Here is a 20,057-nt window from a genome sequence, read left to right as displayed (position 1 = left end):
CCGCGACCGGACGGGCGTTACTCTCCGGAGCTTTCCGTGCGCACCCTGCTGCTCTCCACCGCCGACACCGACCTGCTGGCGGCCCGTGCCAGCGGCGCCGACTACCGGTTGGCCAACCCCGCCCGGCTCGACGCCGACGCCGTGCCGGCGCTGCTCGACGGCGTCGACCTCGCCGTCGTACGGCTGCTCGGCGGCCGCCCGGCGTGGCCGGACGGGCTCGCCGCGGTGCTCGACTCCGGCGTGCCGACGGTCGTGCTCGGCGGCGAGGCGGTGCCCGACGCGGAGCTGATGGCGGCCTCCACCGTGCCCTCCGGAGTGGTCACCCAGGCGCTGTCCTACCTCGTGGAGGGCGGCCCGGAGAATCTGGCCCAGCTCGCCCACTTCCTCTCCGACACGGTGCTGCTCACCGGCGAGGGCTTCGCGCCGCCCGCGCCCACCCCGGCCTACGGCGTGCACGGCGACCGGGCCGCGGCCGGCGGAGCCGGCGACCGGCCGACGATCGGCATCGTGTTCTACCGGGCGCACGCGCTCGCCGGGAACACCGCCTTCGTCGACACTCTCGCCGACGCGGTCCGGGCGGCCGGCGGTGAGCCGTTGCCCGTCTACTGCGGTTCGCTGCGCGGGCTGACCGCCGACGCCGGCCCGATCGGGCTGCTCGCCCGCTGCGACGCGCTGCTGGTCACCGTCCTCGCGGCCGGCGGCACGGTCGCCGCGGACGCCTCCGGCGGCGGCGATCCCGACGCCTGGGACGTCGGCGCGCTCGCCGCTCTCGACGTGCCGGTGATCCAGGCGCTCTGCCTGACCAGCACCCGCGAGCAGTGGGCCGGTTCGGACGCCGGACTGTCCCCCCTGGACGCCGCCATGCAGGTGGCCGTTCCCGAGTTCGACGGCCGGATCATCACCGTGCCGTTCTCGTTCAAGCAGATCGACGCCGACGGCCTCTCGGTCTACGCCGCCGACCCGGAGCGCGCCGCCCGGGTCGCCGGCATCGCGGTCCGGCAGGCCCGGCTGCGCCGGCTGCCGAACGCCGAGAAGCGGCTGGCGGTGGTGCTCAGCTCCTACCCGACCAAGCACTCCCGGGTCGGCAACGCGGTCGGCCTGGACACCCCGGCCTCCGCGGTGCGGCTGCTCGCCGCGCTCGCCGAGGCCGGCTACCACCTGGGCGACGGCCCGGCCCCCGACGACGGGGACGCGCTGATCCACGCCCTGATCGCCGCCGGCGGCCACGACGTCGAATGGCTCACCCCGGAACAGCTCGCCGCCGCCGAGGCGCGGGTGCCCGGCGGGGTGTACCGGCGCTGGTTCGAACAGCTACCGAGCGCCCTGCGGGAACGGATGCGGGCGCACTGGGGCGAGCCGCCCGGCGAGCTGTACACCGACGGCGGTGACCTGGTGCTCGCCGGGCTGCGCTTCGGCAACGTGGTGCTGCTCATCCAGCCGCCACGGGGCTTCGGTGAGAACCCGATCGCCATCTACCACGATCCGGACCTGCCGCCCAGCCACCACTACCTGGCCGCGTACCGCTGGCTCGCCGCACCCCCGGCCGACGGCGGCTTCGGCGCCGACGCGGTGGTGCACCTCGGCAAGCACGGCACCCTGGAATGGCTGCCCGGCAAGGGCCTCGGGCTTGCCGCCGACTGCGCCCCGGACGCCGTTCTCGACGACCTACCCCTGGTCTACCCGTTCATCGTCAACGACCCCGGCGAGGGCACCCAGGCCAAGCGGCGGGCCCACGCCGTGGTGGTCGACCACCTGGTCCCGCCGATGGCCCGCGCCGAGACGTACGGCGAACTGGCGAAACTGGAGCAACTGCTCGACGAGTACGCCACCGTCCAGGCGCTCGACCCGGCCAAGGTGCCGACCGTGCGGGCGCAGATCTGGGACCTGGTGCGCGCCGCCGAGCTGCACCACGACCTGCACGCCGAGCAGATGCCCGCCGCCGAGGAATTCGACGACTTCGTGCTGCACCTCGACGGCTACCTCTGCGAGGTCAAGGACGTGCAGATCCGCGACGGCCTGCACATCCTCGCCGCTGCGCCCACCGGCGAGCCCCGGGTCAACCTGGTCCTCGCCGTGCTGCGCGCGCCGCAGGTCTGGGGCGGCAGCCGGGTCCTGCCCGGCCTGCGCCAGGCCCTGGCCACCAGCTACGACCTCGACGAGATGACGCTGCTCGCCGCTCCCGGCGAGCGGCTGACCGTGCCCGTGGCGCTGACCGACACCGTGGACGGGCCGGCCGCGACCGCCGCCGACGCGGTCGACCTGATCGAGGCCCTGGCGCGCCGGCTGGTCGTCGGCATGGAGACCCTCGACTGGGACCCCGCGCAGGTCGAGCCGGTGGTCACCGAGGTGACCGGCCGGGCGATCCCGGAAGCGGCCGCGGTGCTCCGGTTCGCCGCGACCGAGTTGGTGCCCCGGTTGGCGCGGACCACCGACGAACTGACCAACACCCTGGCCGCGCTGGACGGCCGGTTCGTCCCGCCCGGACCCTCCGGCTCGCCCACCCGGGGGCTGGTCAACGTCCTGCCGACCGGCCGCAACTTCTACTCCGTCGACCCGAAGGCGATCCCCAGCCGCAACGCCTGGGACGTCGGGGTGGCCCTCGCCGACTCGCTGCTGGCCCGGCACTTGGCCGACACCGGGGCGTACCCCCGGTCGGTCGGGCTGACCGTCTGGGGCACCAGCGCGATGCGGACCCAGGGCGACGACATCGCCGAGGTGCTGGCCCTGCTCGGCTGCCGCCCCACCTGGGACGACCGCTCCCGCCGGGTCACCGGCGTCGAGGTGGTGCCGCTGCCCGAGCTGGGCCGCCCCCGCATCGACGTCACCGTCCGGATCTCCGGCTTCTTCCGCGACGCCTTCCCGCACGTGGTGGCGCTGCTCGACGACGCCGTCCGGCAGGTCGCCGCCCTGGACGAGCCGGCCGAGCAGAACTTCGTCCGCGCCCACGTGGCCGCCGACGTGGCCGAGCACGGTGACGAGCGGCGGGCCACCGCCCGGATCTTCGGCTCCAAGCCGGGGGCGTACGGAGCGGGCCTGCTGCCGCTGATCGACGCCCGGAACTGGCGCAGCGACGCCGACCTGGCCGAGGTGTACGCCGTCTGGGGCGGCTACGCCTACGGCCGTGGGCTGGACGGGCGGGAGGCGCGGGCCGACATGGAACGCTCCTTCGCCCGGATCGCGGTGGCGGTGAAGAACCAGGACACCCGGGAGCACGACATCGTCGACTCCGACGACTACTTCCAGTACCACGGCGGCATGGTGGCGATGGTCCGGCACCTCACCGGCGCCGCGCCGGCCGCGTACGTGGGTGACTCGGCGATGCCGCACGACGTGCGCACCCGGACGCTGGGCGAGGAGACCCGCCGGGTGTTCCGCGCCCGGGTGGTCAACCCGAAGTGGATCGCCGCGATGCGCCGGCACGGCTACAAGGGCGCCTTCGAACTCGCCGCCACGGTGGACTACCTGTTCGGCTACGACGCCACCGCCGGCGTGGTGGACGACTGGATGTACGAGCACCTGGCCGCCGCGTACGTCTTCGACCCGGCCACCCGCGAGTTCCTCGAGGAGTCCAACCCGTGGGCGCTGCGGGGCATCACCGAGCGGCTGCTCGAGGCCGCCGACCGCCGGCTCTGGGCGGAGCCCGACCCGGCCACCCTGGAGCGGCTGCGCGAGACGTACCTGGTTACCGAGGGCGACCTGGAGGACCGGGCATGACCAGCTATCCGTTCAGCGCCGTGCTCGGCATGGACGACATGCGTCTCGCCCTGCTGCTCAACGCGGTCAGCCCGGCCATCGGCGGGGTGCTGGTCCGGGGCGAGAAGGGCACCGCGAAGTCCACCGCGGTGCGGGCCCTGGCGGCGTTGCTGCCGCCGGTCGAGCAGGTCGCAGGCTGCCGGTTCGCCTGCGACCCGGCCGCGCCCGACCTGGGCTGCCCGGACGGCCCGCACCCGGCCGGGCCCGCCGCCGAGCGCCGCCCGGCCCGACTGGTAGAGCTGCCGGTCGGCGCCGCCGAGGACCGGGTGGTCGGTTCGCTGGACCTGGAGAAGGCCCTCGGCGCGGGGGTACGCGCCTTCGAGCCGGGCCTGCTCGCCGCCGCGCACCGCGGGGTGCTCTACGTCGACGAGGTCAATCTGCTCCACGACCACCTGGTCGACCTGCTGCTCGACGCGGCCGCGATGGGGCGCAGCCACGTCGAGCGGGAGGGCGTCTCGGTCAGCCACGCGTCCCGCTTCCTGCTGGTCGGGACGATGAACCCGGAGGAGGGGGAGCTGCGCCCGCAGCTGCTCGACCGGTTCGGGCTCACCGTCGAGGTGGGTGCCAGCCGGGACCCGGCGGTCCGGGTCGAGGTGGTCCGCCGCCGGCTCGCCGCCGACGCCGACCCGGCCGGCTTCGCCGCCCGCTGGGCCGACGCCGACGCCGAGGTCGCCCGGCGGGTCGCGGCGGCCCGCGACCGGCTCGACCGGGTGCTGCTGCCGGACGCCGCGCTGCGCCAGATCGCGGAGGTCTGCGCCGCGTTCGACGTGGACGGGATGCGCGCCGACATCGTCACCGCCCGCACGGCGCTCGCGCACGCCGCCTGGCACGGCCGGGACCGGGTCACCGTCGACGACGTCCGGGTGGCCGCCCGGCTGGCGCTCCCGCACCGCCGCCGGCGGGACCCGTTCGACACACCCGGGCTGGACGAGAAGCGACTCGACGAGGCCCTGGACCGGGCCCGCGACGACGACCCCGACGACGACCCGCCGGGTGGTGGCGGCTCCGGCGGTCCCGACGACCCGTCCGGCGGCCCGGGTGGCGGCAGCCCCGAAGCCGGCGGCCCCGCAGCTGGCGACCCGGACGGTCGCGGCGGCGCCAGCCCCGACGGCGCCGACGGGCAGCAGCGCGACGGCGGTACCGACCCGGGCCAGCCCGACGGCTCGTCCGCCGACGGCCAACGCGACGGCGGGCAGCACCCGGGCGCCGACGGCACCGGTTCCGACGAGACAGGCCCCGACGAGACCGGCCCGGCGGCCGGCGAACCGGCCCGGCCCGGGTCCGGTGACGGCCAGCCGGTGGCCGTACCCCAGGGCGGACTGAAGGCCCGGCTGCTCACCGCCCCCGGGGTCGGCGACGGGGTGCCGGGGCGACGGTCCCGCGCCCGCACCGGACGGGGCCGGACCACCGGAGCGCGGATCCCGGCCGGTGGCCGGGCCGGCGCGCTGCACCTGCCCGCCACCGTCCGCGCCGCCGCTCCGCAACAGGCGACCCGCGGCCGCAACGCCGGCGGCCCGCTGCGGCTGCGCCCGGCCGACCTGCGGGAGGCGGTCCGTGAGGGGCGCGAGGGCAACCTGGTGCTCTTCCTGGTCGACGCCAGCGGGTCGATGGGCGCCCGGCACCGGATGACCGCCGTCAAGGGCGCGGTGCTCGCCCTGCTCACCGACGCCTACCAGCGGCGGGACAAGGTTGCCGTGGTCTCCTTCCGGGGCGCCGGCGCGCAGACCCTGCTGCCGGCCACCTCGTCGGTGCTCGCCGCCTCGGCCCGCCTCGCCGAGCTGCCCACCGGGGGGCGCACCCCGCTCGCCGAGGGCCTGCTCGCCGCCACCGAGCTGCTGCGGGTGGAGCGGCTGCGCGACCCGCGCCGACGGCCGCTGGTGCTGGTGCTCACCGACGGCCGGGCCACCGCCGGCGACCGGCCGCTGCCACGCGCCGCCCGGGCCGCGGCCGCGCTCGCCGCCACCGGCGCCCCGTGCGTAGTCGTCGACTGCGAGACCGGCCCGGTCCGCCTCGGCCTCGCCGGCCGCCTCGCCGCCCAACTGGGCGCCGAGCACCACCCGCTCGATCAGATCACCACCGCACCGCTCACCGACCTCGCCACCCGCCGTGCCACCGTCACCGACCACGACCGCCGAAGGAGCGCCGCCTGATGCCGCAGGGGAAGCCGTCCCACGTGCCCGCCGACGGGCTGACCACCCGGCAGCGGCGCAAGCGACCCCTGCTGGTCGTGCACACCGGACAGATGAAGGGCAAGTCGACGGCGGCGTTCGGCCTGGCGCTGCGCGCCTGGACCGCCGGGCTGCCGGTCGGGGTGTTCCAGTTCGTCAAGAGCGCCAAGTGGCGGGTGGGGGAGGAGAACGCCTTCCGCGCCTTGGGCGAGGTGCACGAGCGCACCGGCCAGGGCGCCCCGGTGGCCTGGCACAAGATGGGCGAGGGCTGGTCCTGGATCCAGCGCGGCGACGAGGCCGACCACGCCGCCGACGCCCTGGAGGGGTGGCGGCAGATCCAGCGCGACCTCGCCGCGCAGCGCTACGGGCTCTATGTGCTCGACGAGTTCACCTACCCGATGAAGTGGGGCTGGGTGGACGTCGACGAGGTGGTCGCCACCCTCGCCGCCCGGCCCGGCTTCCAACACGTGGTGATCACCGGACGCGACGCCGACCCCCGGCTGGTCGAGGCGGCCGACCTGGTCGCCGAGCTGACCAAGGTCAAGCACCCGATCGACGTCGGCCAGAAGGGCCAGAAGGGCATCGAGTGGTGACCTCGCGGGAGCTGCCGCGGGTGGTGGTCGCCGCACCGGCCAGCGGGCACGGCAAGACCACGGTGGCCACCGGGCTGCTCGCCGCGCTGCGCCGCCGTGGCCTGACGGTCAGCCCGCACAAGGTCGGACCGGACTACATCGACCCCGGCTACCACGCGCTCTCCGCCGGCCGGCCCGGCCGCAACCTCGACCCCTGGCTGGTCGGCGCGGAGCGCATCGCACCGCTGCTGCGCCACGGCGCGAGCACGCCGACGCCGGCCGACATCGCGGTGATCGAGGGCGTGATGGGGCTGCACGACGGCGCCGTCGGCCGGCGCGGGTACGCGTCCACCGCGCACGTCGCCCAGCTGGTCGAGGCCCCGGTGCTGCTGGTGCTGGACACCACCGCCCAGGGCCGCTCGGCGGCGGCGCTGACCCTGGGCATGGCCGCCTTCGACCGCCGGGTACGCATCGGCGGGGTGATCCTCAACCGGGTCGGCTCGCCCCGGCACGAGAAGCTGCTGCGCGACGCCCTCGCCGAGGTCGACGTGCCGGTGCTCGGGGCGGTCGCCCGGGCCGGCGAGGTCGCCGCGCCGTCGCGACACCTCGGGCTGGTGCCGGTCGCCGAGCGGACGCCCGAGTCGGTCGCGGTCGTGACCGCGCTGGCCGACCTCGTCGAGTCCACCGTGGACCTCGACGCGGTGCTCGACCTGGCCCGTAGCGCGCCGCCGCTGACCGCGCCGGCCTGGGATCCGCGCGCCGAGGTGGGCGGCCCGGTCGGCGCCGGCCGTCCGGTGGTCGCGCTCGCCGGTGGCGCCGCCTTCACCTTCTCCTACGCCGAGACCGCCGAGCTGCTCACCGCGGCCGGCGCCACCGTCGCCACCGTGGACCCGCTGCGCGATTCCGCGCTGCCCGCCGGCACCCGCGCGGTGGTCATCGGCGGCGGCTTTCCCGAGGCGTACGCGGACCAGCTGGCCGCCAACACCGCGCTCCGCGCCGAACTGGCCGACTTCACCGGCCCGGTGGTCGCCGAGTGCGCCGGGCTGCTCTACCTCGGCCGCGCCCTGGACGGCGTGCCGATGTGCGGCCGGCTCGACCTCACCGCCCGGATGACCGGCACGCTCACCCTCGGCTACCGCGAGGCGGTGGCCGCCGCCGACTCTGCGGTCACCCGCTCCGGCGAGCCGGTACGCGGCCACGAGTTCCACCGCACGGTCACCGACCCGGCGCACGGCGAACGGCCGGCGTGGCGCTGGGACGGCGCCGCGCACGGCTTCGTCACCGGCCAGGTGCACGCCTCCTACCTGCACACCCACTGGGCGGGCCAGCCGGCGGCCGCCCGCCGGCTGGTCGAGGCGGCGACCCGGTGAGCGCGGCGGAGCAGGTCCGGCCGGGCGTGACCGACACCGATGCCGGGCGCGACGCCGGGCGGGTCCGGCCGCGTGTGGTGGCCACGCTGACCGGGGTGGGCGTCGGGCCGGGTGATCCCGAGCTGCTCACCGTCAAGGCGGTTCGGGTGCTGCGCGAGGCCGACGTGGTGTTCGTACCCGTGCTGGACCGGCACGCCGCGGACGCCGACGCGGCCCCCGGCCGGGCCGAGACCACCGTGCGCGCGCACCTGGCCGCGGCCCGGCTGCGCCGGCTGCCGTTCGCCCTCGACGACCGGGGCGGGGTGACCGCCCGCCGGCAACGGGCCTGGGACGAGGCCGCCCGCACGGTGGCCGACGCGGTGGACGGCGGCGCCCGCGCGATCGCCTTCGCCACCATCGGCGACCCGAACGTCTACTCCACCTTCGGCTACCTGGCCGAGGGGGTCCGGGCGCTGCGTCCGGCGGTCGAGGTGCGCACGGTGCCCGGCGTCACCGCGATGCAGGACCTCGCCGCGCGCAGCGGCGTGCCGCTCTGCGCGGGGCGCGAGCCGCTGACCCTGCTGCCGGCCACCGCCGGGCTGGCGCTCTTCGAGGACGCCCTGGCCGGGCCGGGCACGGTGGTCGCCTACAAGGGCTGGCGCCGGCACCCGGAGCTGGTCGCCGCACTGCGCCGGCACGACCGCCTCGCCGACGCAGTGCTGGGCCGGGGCCTCGGCCTGCCTGACGAACGGATCGGCCCGGTCGCCGCCGCCGAGGACGACCTGCCGTACCTGTCGACGCTGCTCGTCCCGGCCCGCCGGGACGGTCGGGGAGGAAAGTTGTGACCAGCGAGCACGCCAGCGCCCCGACGGGCACCGTCTGGTTCGTCGGTGCCGGCCCGGGCGCCGCGGACCTGCTGACCCTGCGCGCCGCCCGGGTCATCGGCGCCGCCGACATCGTGATCTGGGCGGCCAGCCTGGTGCACGCCGACGTGCTCGCGCACGCCCGGCCCGGCGCCGAGATCGTCGACTCCGCGCAGCTGCCGATCGAGGGGGTGCTGCCGCTCTACCGGCGGGCCGCCGCCGAGGGGCTGACCGTGGCCCGGATCCACTCCGGCGACCCGGCGCTCTGGGGCGCGGTGCAGGAGCAGCTCGACCTCTGCCGGGCGCTCGGCCTGGCGGTGGAGATCGTGCCCGGGGTGTCGTCGTTCACCGCGGTCGCCGCGATCGTCGGCCGGGAACTCACCATCCCCGAGGTGGCCCAGTCGGTCATCCTCACCCGCCTCGAAGGCGGCAAGACCCCCATGCCGGCGGGGGAGCGGGTCCGCGACTTCGCCCTCCACGGCACCACCATGGCGCTCTTCCTCTCCGCCGCCCGCTCCGGGCAGGTGCAGGCCGAGCTGCTGGCCGGAGGCTACCCGGCGGACACCCCCGCGGTCGTCGCCTACCAGGCGACCTGGCCGGACGAGCTGGTGGTGCGCTGCACGGTCGGCACCCTGGCGGCGACGGTCAAGGCGCACAAGCTCTGGAAGCACACGCTCTTCCTGGTCGGACCGGCGCTCGCCGCCAGCGGCACCCGCTCACACCTCTACCACCCCGGGCACTTCCACACCTTCCGCCGGGCCGAGCCCGCCGCCCGCGCCGAGCTGCTCCGGGCCCGCGGTGGGGACGGCGACGACCCGGCCGGCGGGCCGGCGTGATGTACGCCGAGCCGCCGCTGCGCGAGCCGGATCTGCCGCGTACCGCCAAGGTCCGGCCCACCGCGCTGCGCACCGGCTGGACCACCGGGGCCTGCGCCACGGCGGCGGCGAAGGCGGCGTTGACCGCGCTGGTCTCCGGCGAGCCGCAGCGGGAGGTGGAGATCGGGCTTCCCGCCGGGCGCCGGGTCAGCTTCCCGGTCGCCCGCTGCGAGCTGACCCCCGGCCCGCCCGCCCGCGCCGAGGCGGTGGTCGTCAAGGACGCCGGTGACGACCCGGACGTCACCCACGGCGCCGAGCTGACCGCGACCGTGCACTGGGGCGCGGGCCCCGGACTGCGCCTGGCCGGCGGCCCCGGCGTCGGCACCGTCACCAAGCCCGGCCTGGGCCTGGTGGTCGGCGGGCCCGCGATCAACGACACCCCCCGGCAGATGATCAGCGCGGCGGTGGCCGAGGTGGTCGACCTGACCAAGGTCGGCGTGCGGGTGGTGATCAGCGTGCCGGGTGGCGAGATCATGGCGCGCAAGACCACCAACCGGCGACTCGGCATCGTCGGCGGCATCTCGATCCTCGGCACCACCGGGATCGTCCGGCCGTTCTCCACCGCCTCCTGGCGGGCAAGCGTGGTGCAGGCGGTGCACGTGATGGCCGCCCAGGGGGAGCGGACCGTGGTGCTCTGCACCGGCGGGCGTACCGAGCGGGCCGCCCGGGCGCTGCTGCCCGAGCTGCCCGAGGTCTGCTTCGTCGAGGTCGGCGACTTCACCGGCGCCGCGGTCACCGCCGCCGTCGCCGACGGCCTGACCGGGGTGGTCTTCGTCGGGATGGCCGGCAAGCTGGCCAAGCTCGCCGCGGGCGTGCTGATGACCCACTACACCCGCTCCAAGGTGGACCTCTCCCTGCTCGGGTCGGTCACCGCCGAGGCCGGCGGCGGGCCCGAGCTGGTCGCCGCGGTCACCGAGGCGAACACCGGCCGGCACGCGTACGAGCTGTGGGACGCCGCCGGGCTGCTCACCCCCGCCGGGGACCTGCTCTGCAGACGGGTCCGCGCGGTGCTGCGCCGCTTCGCCGAGAGCGAGGTGGCCGTCGACGTGGCAATGGTCGACTTCGCCGGCTCCCGGGTGGTCGCCTCCTCGGGCCGGTGGGCGGCATGACCGATCCGTCGCGTCCGCTCGCCGACCCGACCGCCGGATCCCACGGCGGGCCGGCCCGGGGCGGGGTGACCGTCGTCGGGATCGACGCCGATGGGCGCCCGGCGAACCCGGGGCTGGTCGAGGCGTTGGCCGGGGCGGGGCTGGTGGTAGGTGCGGCCCGGCACCTCGCCGGGGCGCCGCTGCCGCCCGACTGCGCCACCGTCGTCCTGGGGCCGCTCGCCCCGGCGCTCGACCGGCTCCTCGCCGCCGTCGCCGCCGGCACCCCCGCCGTGGTGCTGGCCAGCGGCGACCCCGGCTTCTTCGGCATCGTCCGCCGGTTGCGGGCCGCCGGACTGCGTCCGCGCGTGCTGCCGGCGGTCTCCAGCGTGGCCGCGGCGTTCGCCCGGGCCGGCCGGCCGTGGGACGACGCCGTCGTGGTCAGCGCGCACGGCCGGGACCCGCGGCCAGCGCTGAACGCCTGCCGGGCGCGGCCGGCCGTCGCGGTGCTCACCGCGCCCGGCGCCGGTGCGGCCGAGATCGGCGCCGGGCTGGCCGGTTGGTCCCGCCGGCTGGTGGTGGCCGAGCACCTGGGCACCGACGCCGAGCGGGTCACCGAGACCACCCCGGCCGCGGCCGCCGCGCGCAGCTGGGCCGACCCGCACGTCCTGCTCTGCCTCGCCGACCCGCCCGGGCCGCCCGCCCCGGGCGGCGGCGCGGCCCCGGCCGGCGGCGCGAGCGGGATGCGGTGGGACAACCAACCGGCCGCGCCCCCGTCCGGCGGCTGGGCGCTGCCGGAGAGCGCCTACGCGCATCGCGACTCGATGATCACCAAGTCGGAGGTACGCGCCCTGGCGGTGGCCCGGCTACGGCCCCGGCTCGGCCGGCTGGTCTGGGACGTCGGCGCGGGCAGCGGGTCGGTCGGCATCGAGTGCGCGCTGCTCGGCGCCGCCGTGATCGCCGTCGAGCACGACCCCCGGGCGGTCGCGCAGATCCGGGCGAACGCCGCGGCGCACGCCGTGGACCTCCGAATAATCGCCGGCCACGCCCCGGCGGCCCTCGACGACCTGCCCGACCCGGACGCGGTCTTCCTCGGCGGCGGCGGAGCGGAGGCGCTCGCCGCCGTGGCGCGCCGCCGCCCGCGACGGGTGGTGCTCACGCTCGCCGCCGTCGACCGGGTCGGCCCGGCCGTCGGGCTGCTCCGCGACGCCGGCTACACCGTCGAGGGCAGCCAGCTCTCCGCCGCCCGGCTGGCCGATTTGCCGGGCGGCTCGATCCGACTCGCGGCCACCAACCCGGTGGTCGTCCTCACCGGGGAGCACGCGTGACCGACACCAGCACCGACCCGTCCGCCGCGCCCGCCCCGTCCGGCACGCCGCTCGCCGGGCCCGGCCCGGCGGACCTGCTCGACGCGGCGGCCCCGCCGCCGGCCCGGATCGGGCTGGTCGCCGCCACCGCGGCCGGTCGCCGGCACGCCGCGGTGCTCGCCGGCGCCTGGCCCGAGGCCCGCCTGGTGCCCGGCGAGACCGTCGCCCACGCGCTGCGGACCGCCTGGACCGACTGCGACGCCGTGGTGGCGTTCCTGGCCACCGGGGCGGTGGTGCGGATCCTCGCCCCGCTGCTCGGCGATAAGCACACCGACCCGGCCGTGGTGGTGGTCGACGAGACGGCCCGGCACGCTATCGCGCTGCTCGGCGGCCACGCCGGCGGCGGGAACGCCCTCGCCGCCCGGGTCGGCGCGCTGCTCGACGCCGACCCGGTCGTCACCACCGCCACCGACGCGGCCGGCCTGCCCGGGCTGGACACCCTCGGCTGGCCGGTCGAGGGCGCGGTCGCGGCCGTCTCCCGGGCCATCCTCGACGGCGAACCCGTCCGGTTGGTCGCCGACGCGACCTGGCCGCTGCCCGCCCTGCCGGACAACGTCCACCCGGACTCCGGTCCGGACGCCGGATACCGGTTGCTGGTCACCGACCGGATCGTGCCGCTGGACGGGCGGACCGTGGTGCTGCGACCGCCGTCGCTGGTCGCCGGCGTCGGGGCCAGCCGGGGGGTGCCCGCCGGCGAGGTGCGTGAGCTGCTGCACCGGACGCTCGCCGACGCCGGGTTCAGCCCGGCCAGCCTGCGCTGCTTGGCCAGCGCCGACGTCAAGGCCGACGAGGCGGGCATCGTGACGACCGCGCAGGCGCTCGGCGTACCACTGGTGACCCGACCGGCGGCGGAGCTGGCCGCGGTCGACGTGCCGCACCCCAGCGAGGTGGTCCGCGCGGCGGTCGGCACGCCGAGCGTCGCGGAGGCCGCCGCGCTGCTCGGGGTGACCGGTCGGTCCGCCGACGCGCGGCTGCTGGTACCGAAGACCGCCTCGGCGATGGCCACCGTGGCGGTCGCTCGGCACGCCCCGCGCGGCCGGCTGGCCCTCGTCGGGCTCGGCCCCGGCGCGCCCGACCTGCGCACCCCGCGCGCGGTCGCCGAGCTGCGCCGCGCGGCTGTGGTGGTCGGCCTCGACCAGTACGTCGACCAGGTGCGCGACGTGCTCCGCCCGGGCACCCGGATCCTGGCCACCGGGCTGGGCGCGGAGCAGGCCCGAGCCCGGGCCGCGGTGGCCGAGGCCGCTGCCGGGCGGGCGGTGGCGCTGGTCGGCTCCGGTGACGCCGGGGTGTACGCGATGGCCAGCCCCGCCCTGGAGTACGCCGACGAGCGGATCGACGTCATCGGCGTGCCCGGGGTGACCGCCGCGCTGGCCGCCGGCGCGCTGCTGGGCGCGCCGCTCGGGCACGACCACGCCTACCTGAGCCTCTCCGACCTGCACACCCCGTGGGAGGTCATCGCGCGTCGGCTGACCGCCGCCGCCGAGGGCGATCTCGTGGTGCTGCTCTATAACCCGCGCAGCCGGACCCGGGACTGGCAACTCGACGCCGCGCTGGCCATCCTCGGCGGGCACCGTCCACCGTCGACGCCGGTCGGCGTGGTGCGCAACGCCAGCCGCCCCGGCGAGCGCGTGCACCTGGCCACGCTGGCCGACTTCGACCCGGCGGTGGTCGACATGTACAGCGTCGTGGTGGTGGGCAACAGCGACACCCGGCTGGTCGCCGGCCGGATGGTCACCCCGAGGGGGTACCGGTGGCGCTCGTGACCATCGGACCCTGCCAGGGCTGCGGCGCCTGCCTGCTCACCTGCCCGACCCACGCGATCCGGCCGGTCCCCGGCGGCCTGGAGGTACGCCCCGACCGCTGCACCGGCTGCTTGGAATGCCTGGAGATCTGCCCGGTGGACGCCATCCGCGTCACCGAACCCCACCACCTCGGAGGAGTCCGATGAGTACCGCCCCCGTGAGCACCGCACCACCGGTCGGGCGGTGGAGCCGCGCCGAGCGGGCCCGCCTCGGCGGGATCGTGCTCGCCGTCGCCGTGCTGCACGTCGCCGGCTGGAGCCTCTACCTGTACTGGAACAACCAGCCGGTGGCCGCCGGTGGCCTGGCCGGCGCGGGCGCGCTGGCGTACGTGCTGGGCGTGCGGCACGCCTTCGACGCCGACCACATCGCCGCGATCGACGACACCACCCGGCTGATGCTGTTGCGCGGCCGGCGACCGGTCGGGGTGGGCTTCTTTTTCGCCCTCGGGCACAGCGCGGTGGTGCTGCTGCTGGCCCTGGTCGTCGGGCTGGCCTCGGCCAACCTCACCGGCCCGCGCCTGGCCGGGGTACGCGAGCTGGGCGCCACCGTCGCGATCGTCACCGCCACCGCGTTCCTGGCCCTGGTCGCGCTGCTCAACGCGGCGGTGCTGGCCGGGCTCGCCCGGCTCTGGCGCCGGCTGCGCCACGGTGAGCTGGACGAGCGGGAACTCGACCTGCACCTGCTCAACCGCGGCCTGGTGCAGCGGGTGCTGGGCTCACGGGCCCGTTCACTGGTCCGCTCCTCCTGGCACATGGCGCCGGTCGGGTTCCTCTTCGGCCTGGGCCTGGAGACGGCCAGCGAGGTGACCCTGCTGTCGTTGTCGGCGAGCACCGCCGCGGCCGGCGGTCTGCCGGTGCTGGCCCTGCTCACCCTGCCGCTGCTCTTCGCCGCCGGGATGTCCGCGATGGACACCGCGGACAGCCTGCTGATGAGCCGGGCCTACTCGTGGGCGTACCGGCACCCGGCGCGGCGGCTCTACTACAACCTCGCGACCACGACGATGACGGTGCTCGTCGGTGCCGTGGTGGCCAGCGTGTACGCCGCCGGCCTGCTCGTCGACCACCTCGGCGTGCGGTTCCTCGCCGGCTACGCCGGGGTCGCCGACCACTTCGAGCAGCTCGGCTACGTGGTGGTGGTGCTCTTCCTGGCCTCCTGGGCGGGCGCGGTGGCGCTGTGGAAGCTGCGCGGCTACGACCGCCGCTACGGCCTGGCTGCGCCGAGCGCCGAGACCGGGGCGGCCGGCGCGTCGGAGCGGACGCCGGCGGCGGGGGAGGGCCGGTGAGCCGCACGGTGCATCCGATCGAGCAGCTGTCCTACGAGATCCTGCGCTCCCGGGTGGACCTGAGCCACCTGCCGCCGCTGACCCGCGCGGTCACCGAGCGGGTGGTGCACGCCAGCGCCGACCTCGACTACGTCACCGACCTGGTCTGCGACGAGGCAGCCCTGGCCGCCGGACTGGCCGCGCTGCGCGCCGGCGCGCCGCTGGTCACCGACGTGGCGATGGTCGCCGCGGGGATCACCGGCCGGGCGGCGGTCTGCCCGGTCGCCGAGCCGGCCGCCGCCGAACTGGCCCGCACGGCCGGCATCACCCGGTCGGCCGCGGCGATGCGGATCGCCCGGGACCGGGTCGGCCCGGGCGCGGTCTGGGTGGTGGGCTGCGCGCCGACCGCGCTGACCGAACTGATCACGCTGGACGCCCGGCCGGCCCTGGTCGTCGGCCTACCGGTCGGCTTCGTGGGCGCTGCCGAGTCCAAGGCGGCGCTACGCGGCAGCGGCCTGCCGGCGGTCTCCAACCGGGGCGAGAAGGGCGGCTCGGCGGTCGCCGCCGCCGCCCTCAACGCCCTTCTCTACCGCGAGGAGCAGCAGTGACCGCACTGGTGGTCGTGGGGCACGGTAGCCGCAGCGCGGCCGGCGTCGAGCAGTTCGCCGCGCTCATCGAGCGGGTCCGGCGGCGTTGCGCCGGCAGCGTGGCGCAGGTCGAGGGCGGCTTCATCGAGCTGTCCCGCCCGCCGCTGACCGACGCGGTGGGCGCCCTGGTCGAGCGCGGGCACCGCAGGTTGGTGGCGCTGCCGCTGGTGCTCACCGCGGCCGGACACGGCAAGGGGGACATTCCCGCCGCGCTGGCCCGGGAGCAGGCCCGGCACCCCGGGCTCAGCTACGCCTACGGCCGGCCGCTCGGCCCGCACCCGCTGCTGCACGAGGTGCTGGAGCAGCGGATCGACGCGGCCCTCGGCGGCGGCGACCGGGCCGACACCTGGGTCGCGCTGATCGGCCGGGGCTCCACCGACCCGGACGCCAACGCCGAGGTGGCCAAGGTCGCCCGGCTGCTCTGGGAGGGGCGCGGCTACGCCGGCGTCGAGCCGGGCTTCGTCTCGCTCGCCGAACCGTCGGTGCCGGCGGTGCTGGAGCGGCTGCGCCGGCTCGGCGCCCGGCGGGTCGTGGTGGCGCCGTACTTCCTCTTCGCCGGCGTGCTGCCAGACCGGATCACGGCGCAGGCGGCCGCCTACGCCGCCGCGCACCCGGAGGTCGACGTGCGGGTGGCCGAGCTGATCGGCGACTGTGACCCGCTCGCCGACCTGGTGCTCGAGCGGTACGCCGAGGCGCTGCGCGGGGACATCCGGATGAACTGCGACACCTGCGCCTACCGGGTGCTGATGCCCGGCTTCGCCGACAAGGTCGGGCGACCGCAGACCCCGCACGACCACCCGGACGACCCGGTCGACGGTCACCACCACCACCATCACCACGGCCCGCAGCACCACCACGACGGCCCGCAGCACCACGACCACGGCCATCGGCACGGTGGCGATCCGGGCCGGGGCACGGTCGCGATCGTCGGCGGCGGGCCCGGTCCGGACGACCTGATCACCGTGCGGGGGCGGGCGCTGCTGGACGCCGCCGACGTGGTGGTGGTCGACCGGCTCGCCCCGCAGGGGCTGCTCACCGGGCTGCGCCCGGACGTGCTGGTGGTCGACGCGGCAAAGGTGCCCCGGGGACCGTCGATGCCGCAGGACGCCATCGACGAAGTTCTGGTCGAACACGCCCGCGCCGGCCGGCGGGTGGTCCGGCTCAAGGGCGGGGACCCGTACGTCTTCGGCCGGGGCCACGAGGAGGTGCAGGCCTGCGCCACGGCCGGGGTGCCGGTGAGCGTGGTGCCCGGGGTCAGCAGCGCCCTCGCCGCGCCGGCGCTGGCCGGGGTGCCGGTGACCCACCGGGGGGTGGCGCACGAGTTCACCGTCGTCTCCGGGCACCTGCCGCCGGGGCACCCGGAGTCACTCGTGGACTGGGCGGCGCTCGGCCGGTCCCGGGGCACGGTGGTGCTGCTGATGGCGGTGGAGACCATCGACAAGATCGCCGTCGCGCTGATCGAGCACGGGTGGGCGCCGGACACTCCGGTGCTGGCGGTCCAGGACGCCGGGCAGGCCGACCAGCGGGCCGTGCCGGGCCGGCTCGACGAGATCGGCGCGGTCGCCGGCCGGGTGGGTCTGCGACCGCCGAGCGTCTTCGTGATCGGTCCGGTGGTCGCGCTGCGACCCCCGCCGACCGGATCGGACGGCTGGTCCCACAGCCGTGGATCGCGCCGGTGACCCGCGGTGTCGCCGGGCGCGGCGCAACCACCCAGTTCGGACGCCGGCGGTGATCTATCGTGAGTGGGAAGTGCTGGTACGGCATCCCGGCCGGGTGGCGTCAGCAGGGCATTCGTGCCGCGCGCTTCGAGATCGGTCGGCGTGCGCTGGTCCCGACCGGGACAACCACATCATCGGGAGCAGGGCATGGGCCTCATCCACATCGAGCTGTTCGCGACCCTCGACCTCGTCGGGCAGTCACCCGGTGGGCCCGACGAGGACCCGGTCGGGTTCCCGTTCGGCGGCTGGCAGGCGCCCCTGCTGGACGAGGTCGCCGGGGCGCAGGTCTCTGCCGCGTACGAGGGCACGGACGCCCTCCTGCTCGGCCGGCGGACGTACGACATCTTCGCCGCCTACTGGCCGTACCAGGAGGGCGGCGAGGACAACGAGATCGCCACGCTCTTCAACCGCGTCCCGAAGTACGTGGCCTCCCGCGGCCGGCCCGATCTCTCGTGGGCCGGGTCCACTCGGCTCGGCCCGGATCTGGCCGGCGCGGTGCGCGAGATCCGTGACCGGCACGAGCACGTGAAGGTCGTCGGGAGCCTGAACCTGGTGCAGACCCTCCTGCGCGAGAAGCTCTTCGACCGTCTCGACCTCTGGGTGCACCCGATCGTGCTCGGCGTCGGGAAGAAGGTGTTCGACGGTGGCGCGGTGCCCACGAACGTCACCCTTCTCGAATCGCCGGTGGCCAGTCCGAAGGGCACCGTCTACCTGCGCTACGGGCTCGCCGACGGCACGCCCGCGACGGGAGACATGAGCGCACCCGATCGCGGTGCCGGGCGCCACGCCTGAAGCCGCCCCGCGCCAGGTGGTCCGCGTCGTTCCGGGGCGCGGTCAGCCGGTGACCGCCTGGGCCAGCGCGTAACCGGCGCCGGCCGCGGCCAGCCCGGCGGCCAGGCTGCCCAGCACGTTGGCCAGGGCGGGCAGCCGGTCGCCGGCCCGGGCCAGCCGCAGCGTCTCGTAGCTGAGGGTGGACCAGGTGGTCAGCGCGCCGCAGAAGCCGGTGCCCACCAGCGCGCCGATCGCCGGGCTGGTCGGCAGCCCGGTGATCAGGCCGAGCACCAGTGACCCGAGCACGTTGACGGTCAGCGTGCCCCACGGGAAGGCCGAGCCGAACCGGGCCTGCACCGCCCGGTCGGTGAGGTAGCGCAGTGGCGCCCCGACGGCCGCGCCCAGCGCGACCAGCAGAGCGGTCACCGGGCCCGCCCATCCAGCAGCCGGCCGGTGAGGGCGTCGCCGCACCACACGGCGGCCAGCGCCCCGAGCACCGTGGCCGCCAGGTACCCCAGCGCGGTCGCCGGGGCGCCGGCGGCGAGCGCCTGGTGCACGTCCACGGCGTAGGTGGAGAAGGTGGTGAAGCCGCCGAGCACGCCGACGCCGAGGAACGGCCGAGCCAGCGGCGGCCCGCCGCCGCGCCGGCGCAGCGTCGCCATCAGCACGCCGATCAGCAGGCAGCCGACGAGGTTGATGCCGAAGGTCGCCCAGGGGAAGCCGGTCGGGCCGTGCGGGAAGGCCGCCTGGAGGCCGGCGCGGGCCAGCGCGCCGAGCACCCCGCCGGCGGCGATCGCGCCGAGCACCGCCGCCGGGTGCGCGGTCAGCTCCGACCGGTCGGTGGGCACCCGCAGGTCGACATCCGGGTCGACGCGCCGCTCCGCTGCTCCGCTCACCCGCCCCACCAGTCTCCGTCGCCGGCGGGGCCGGTCCCGTCGTCTCCGTCATCGTGCTGTGTCGTGCCCCGGACCTGCGTCGGATCGCCGGTCTGCCGGGGCACGACCGGCAAGATCGCGGGAGGCTCAGGATACGCCCGCGGAACGGGGCCGGGTCAGCGGACCGCGACGACGGCGGCGTCCGCGCCGCCGCGCCAGAGGGTGCCGACCTCGGCGTAGCCGGCGTCGGCCAGCGCCGCCAGGTGCCAGGAGACCGGCGGGTTCCACTCCGGACTGTGCCCGGTCGGGTAGATGGCCTGCCGGCGTTCGACCAGCGGGGCGAGGGCCGGGTCGGTCCCGGCCCGGTCCCACCAGTCCGACCAGGAGAGGACCGCGCCGGCGGCGTAGCGGGCGGCGCGGCGGGCCTGGGCCCGGGCGGTGAGCCGCTTGGTCAGCTCGGGCAGCGCGTCGTCGGGCATGTGGTCGGCGTTGGCCAGGATGCCGCCCGGGCGCAGCACGTCGCGGATCTCGGCGTAGAGCCCGGCCAGCCGGTCGGCCGGCAGCCAGTGCAGGGCGGTGGCGGTCAGCACCGCGTCGTACTCCCGGTGGGGGAGCGTGGCCGACCAGTCGCTGTGGCTGAGGTCGGCGGTGACCACGGTGGCCCGGCCCGCGAGCGACGTGGTCGCGATGGCGAGCAGCGCCGGGTCGAGGTCGAGCAGGGTCACCTGCGCGTCGGGGAAGCGCGCGAGGGTGCGCAGCGAGATGGTGCCGGTGCCGCCGGCCAGGTCGAGCAGCCGTGGCGGTGCGCCGTCGGTGACCGTGTCGACCGCGTCGAGCAGGGTGGCGAAGCGGTGCTCCCGGTCCGGCAGGTAAGCCGCCTGCTGCCGGTCCCAGCTCTCCTGCCAGGCGGCGGCATCCGTGATGTAAGGAGTCATGACGGTCAGGCTAGTT

16 protein-coding genes and 1 pseudogene are annotated in these 20,057 nt (G+C 76.6%); 14 read left to right on the top strand and 3 right to left on the bottom strand.

Going from position 1 to position 20,057, the window contains the following annotated elements; genetic code table 11:
• The first annotated feature begins 36 nt into the window (after positions 1 to 36).
• From cobN to ACIBBA_RS21450, 14 genes and pseudogenes are all read left to right on the top strand, one after another.
• Positions 37 to 3,714 carry a cobaltochelatase subunit CobN gene (cobN, locus tag ACIBBA_RS21515; RefSeq protein WP_396699651.1) on the top strand — a complete coding sequence of 1,226 codons (3,678 nt, stop codon included), beginning with the start codon at positions 37 to 39 and terminating at the stop codon, positions 3,712 to 3,714.
• Entirely contained in the window at positions 3,711 to 5,903 is a 2,193-nt protein-coding gene (locus ACIBBA_RS21510) for a putative cobaltochelatase (RefSeq protein ID WP_396699649.1), read from the top strand. The genes cobN and ACIBBA_RS21510 overlap by 4 nt, the downstream gene beginning before the upstream one ends.
• Entirely contained in the window at positions 5,903 to 6,514 is a 612-nt protein-coding gene (gene cobO / locus ACIBBA_RS21505; RefSeq protein WP_396699647.1) for a cob(I)yrinic acid a,c-diamide adenosyltransferase, read from the top strand. The genes ACIBBA_RS21510 and cobO overlap by 1 nt, the downstream gene beginning before the upstream one ends.
• Positions 6,508 to 7,863, top strand: coding sequence for a cobyrinate a,c-diamide synthase (locus ACIBBA_RS21500; protein ID WP_396699645.1), 1,356 nt, complete (start codon positions 6,508 to 6,510; stop codon positions 7,861 to 7,863). The genes cobO and ACIBBA_RS21500 overlap by 7 nt, the downstream gene beginning before the upstream one ends.
• A gap of 74 nt (positions 7,864 to 7,937) precedes the next feature.
• Complete coding sequence (gene cobI, locus ACIBBA_RS21495) at positions 7,938 to 8,687, top strand: precorrin-2 C(20)-methyltransferase (protein WP_396699727.1); 750 nt, start codon at positions 7,938 to 7,940, stop codon at positions 8,685 to 8,687.
• On the top strand, positions 8,684 to 9,541 hold the full coding sequence (gene cobM / locus ACIBBA_RS21490) for a precorrin-4 C(11)-methyltransferase (protein ID WP_396699643.1): 858 nt from the start codon (positions 8,684 to 8,686) through the stop codon (positions 9,539 to 9,541). The genes cobI and cobM overlap by 4 nt, the downstream gene beginning before the upstream one ends.
• Entirely contained in the window at positions 9,538 to 10,689 is a 1,152-nt protein-coding gene (locus tag ACIBBA_RS21485; protein WP_396699641.1) for a cobalt-precorrin-5B (C(1))-methyltransferase, read from the top strand. Before cobM ends, ACIBBA_RS21485 begins: the two co-directional genes overlap by 4 nt.
• Positions 10,686 to 11,993, top strand: a complete 1,308-nt coding sequence (gene cbiE, locus ACIBBA_RS21480; protein ID WP_396699639.1) for a precorrin-6y C5,15-methyltransferase (decarboxylating) subunit CbiE — start codon at positions 10,686 to 10,688, stop codon at positions 11,991 to 11,993. The genes ACIBBA_RS21485 and cbiE overlap by 4 nt, the downstream gene beginning before the upstream one ends.
• Before the next feature lie 74 nt (positions 11,994 to 12,067).
• The gene (cobJ, locus tag ACIBBA_RS21475; RefSeq protein ID WP_396699725.1) at positions 12,068 to 13,795 is read left to right on the top strand and encodes a precorrin-3B C(17)-methyltransferase; all 1,728 of its coding nucleotides are present in this window, start codon (positions 12,068 to 12,070) and stop codon (positions 13,793 to 13,795) included.
• Positions 13,783 to 14,006 (top strand): annotated as a pseudogene (locus tag ACIBBA_RS21470) (DUF362 domain-containing protein); the annotation flags it as partial. The gene cobJ and the pseudogene ACIBBA_RS21470, both read left to right, overlap by 13 nt.
• Positions 13,992 to 15,116, top strand: coding sequence for a HoxN/HupN/NixA family nickel/cobalt transporter (locus tag ACIBBA_RS21465; RefSeq protein ID WP_396699723.1), 1,125 nt, complete (start codon positions 13,992 to 13,994; stop codon positions 15,114 to 15,116). The pseudogene ACIBBA_RS21470 and the gene ACIBBA_RS21465, both read left to right, overlap by 15 nt.
• The gene (locus ACIBBA_RS21460; RefSeq protein WP_396699637.1) at positions 15,113 to 15,703 is read left to right on the top strand and encodes a precorrin-8X methylmutase; all 591 of its coding nucleotides are present in this window, start codon (positions 15,113 to 15,115) and stop codon (positions 15,701 to 15,703) included. Before ACIBBA_RS21465 ends, ACIBBA_RS21460 begins: the two co-directional genes overlap by 4 nt.
• Positions 15,700 to 17,421 carry a uroporphyrinogen-III C-methyltransferase gene (gene cobA, locus ACIBBA_RS21455; RefSeq protein ID WP_396699635.1) on the top strand — a complete coding sequence of 574 codons (1,722 nt, stop codon included), beginning with the start codon at positions 15,700 to 15,702 and terminating at the stop codon, positions 17,419 to 17,421. The genes ACIBBA_RS21460 and cobA overlap by 4 nt, the downstream gene beginning before the upstream one ends.
• A gap of 186 nt (positions 17,422 to 17,607) precedes the next feature.
• On the top strand, positions 17,608 to 18,252 hold the full coding sequence (locus ACIBBA_RS21450) for a dihydrofolate reductase family protein (RefSeq protein ID WP_396699633.1): 645 nt from the start codon (positions 17,608 to 17,610) through the stop codon (positions 18,250 to 18,252).
• A gap of 42 nt (positions 18,253 to 18,294) precedes the next feature.
• On the opposite strand, the gene crcB is transcribed toward ACIBBA_RS21450, so the two are convergent.
• The 3 genes from crcB to ACIBBA_RS21435 form a co-directional block, all read right to left on the bottom strand.
• Positions 18,295 to 18,657: a fluoride efflux transporter CrcB gene (gene crcB, locus ACIBBA_RS21445; protein WP_396699631.1), complete on the bottom strand. Its 363-nt coding sequence runs from the start codon at positions 18,655 to 18,657 to the stop codon at positions 18,295 to 18,297.
• The gene (locus ACIBBA_RS21440; RefSeq protein ID WP_396699721.1) at positions 18,654 to 19,139 is read right to left on the bottom strand and encodes a fluoride efflux transporter FluC; all 486 of its coding nucleotides are present in this window, start codon (positions 19,137 to 19,139) and stop codon (positions 18,654 to 18,656) included. Before ACIBBA_RS21440 ends, crcB begins: the two co-directional genes overlap by 4 nt.
• 143 nt (positions 19,140 to 19,282) lie before the next feature.
• The gene (locus ACIBBA_RS21435; protein ID WP_396699629.1) at positions 19,283 to 20,041 is read right to left on the bottom strand and encodes a class I SAM-dependent methyltransferase; all 759 of its coding nucleotides are present in this window, start codon (positions 20,039 to 20,041) and stop codon (positions 19,283 to 19,285) included.
• Between the last annotated feature and the right edge of the window lie 16 nt (positions 20,042 to 20,057).

This window comes from Micromonospora sp. NPDC051006 (genome assembly GCF_044456245.1).
GTDB lineage: Bacteria > Actinomycetota > Actinomycetes > Mycobacteriales > Micromonosporaceae > Micromonospora.
Note: the sequence above shows the minus strand (reverse complement) of the source record. Positions and strands in the feature narration are given on the sequence as shown.

Bases quoted from the DNA above. Each gene is read 5' to 3' on its own strand.
- cbiE (WP_396699639.1), top strand. From the start codon at position 10,686: ATGACCGATCCGTCGCGTCCGCTCGCCGACCCGACCGCCGGATCCCAC.
- ACIBBA_RS21510 (WP_396699649.1), top strand. From the start codon at position 3,711: ATGACCAGCTATCCGTTCAGCGCCGTGCTCGGCATGGACGACATGCGT.
- ACIBBA_RS21450 (WP_396699633.1), top strand. From the start codon at position 17,608: ATGGGCCTCATCCACATCGAGCTGTTCGCGACCCTCGACCTCGTCGGG.
- ACIBBA_RS21435 (WP_396699629.1), bottom strand. From the start codon at position 20,041: ATGACTCCTTACATCACGGATGCCGCCGCCTGGCAGGAGAGCTGGGAC.
- cobO (WP_396699647.1), top strand. From the start codon at position 5,903: ATGCCGCAGGGGAAGCCGTCCCACGTGCCCGCCGACGGGCTGACCACC.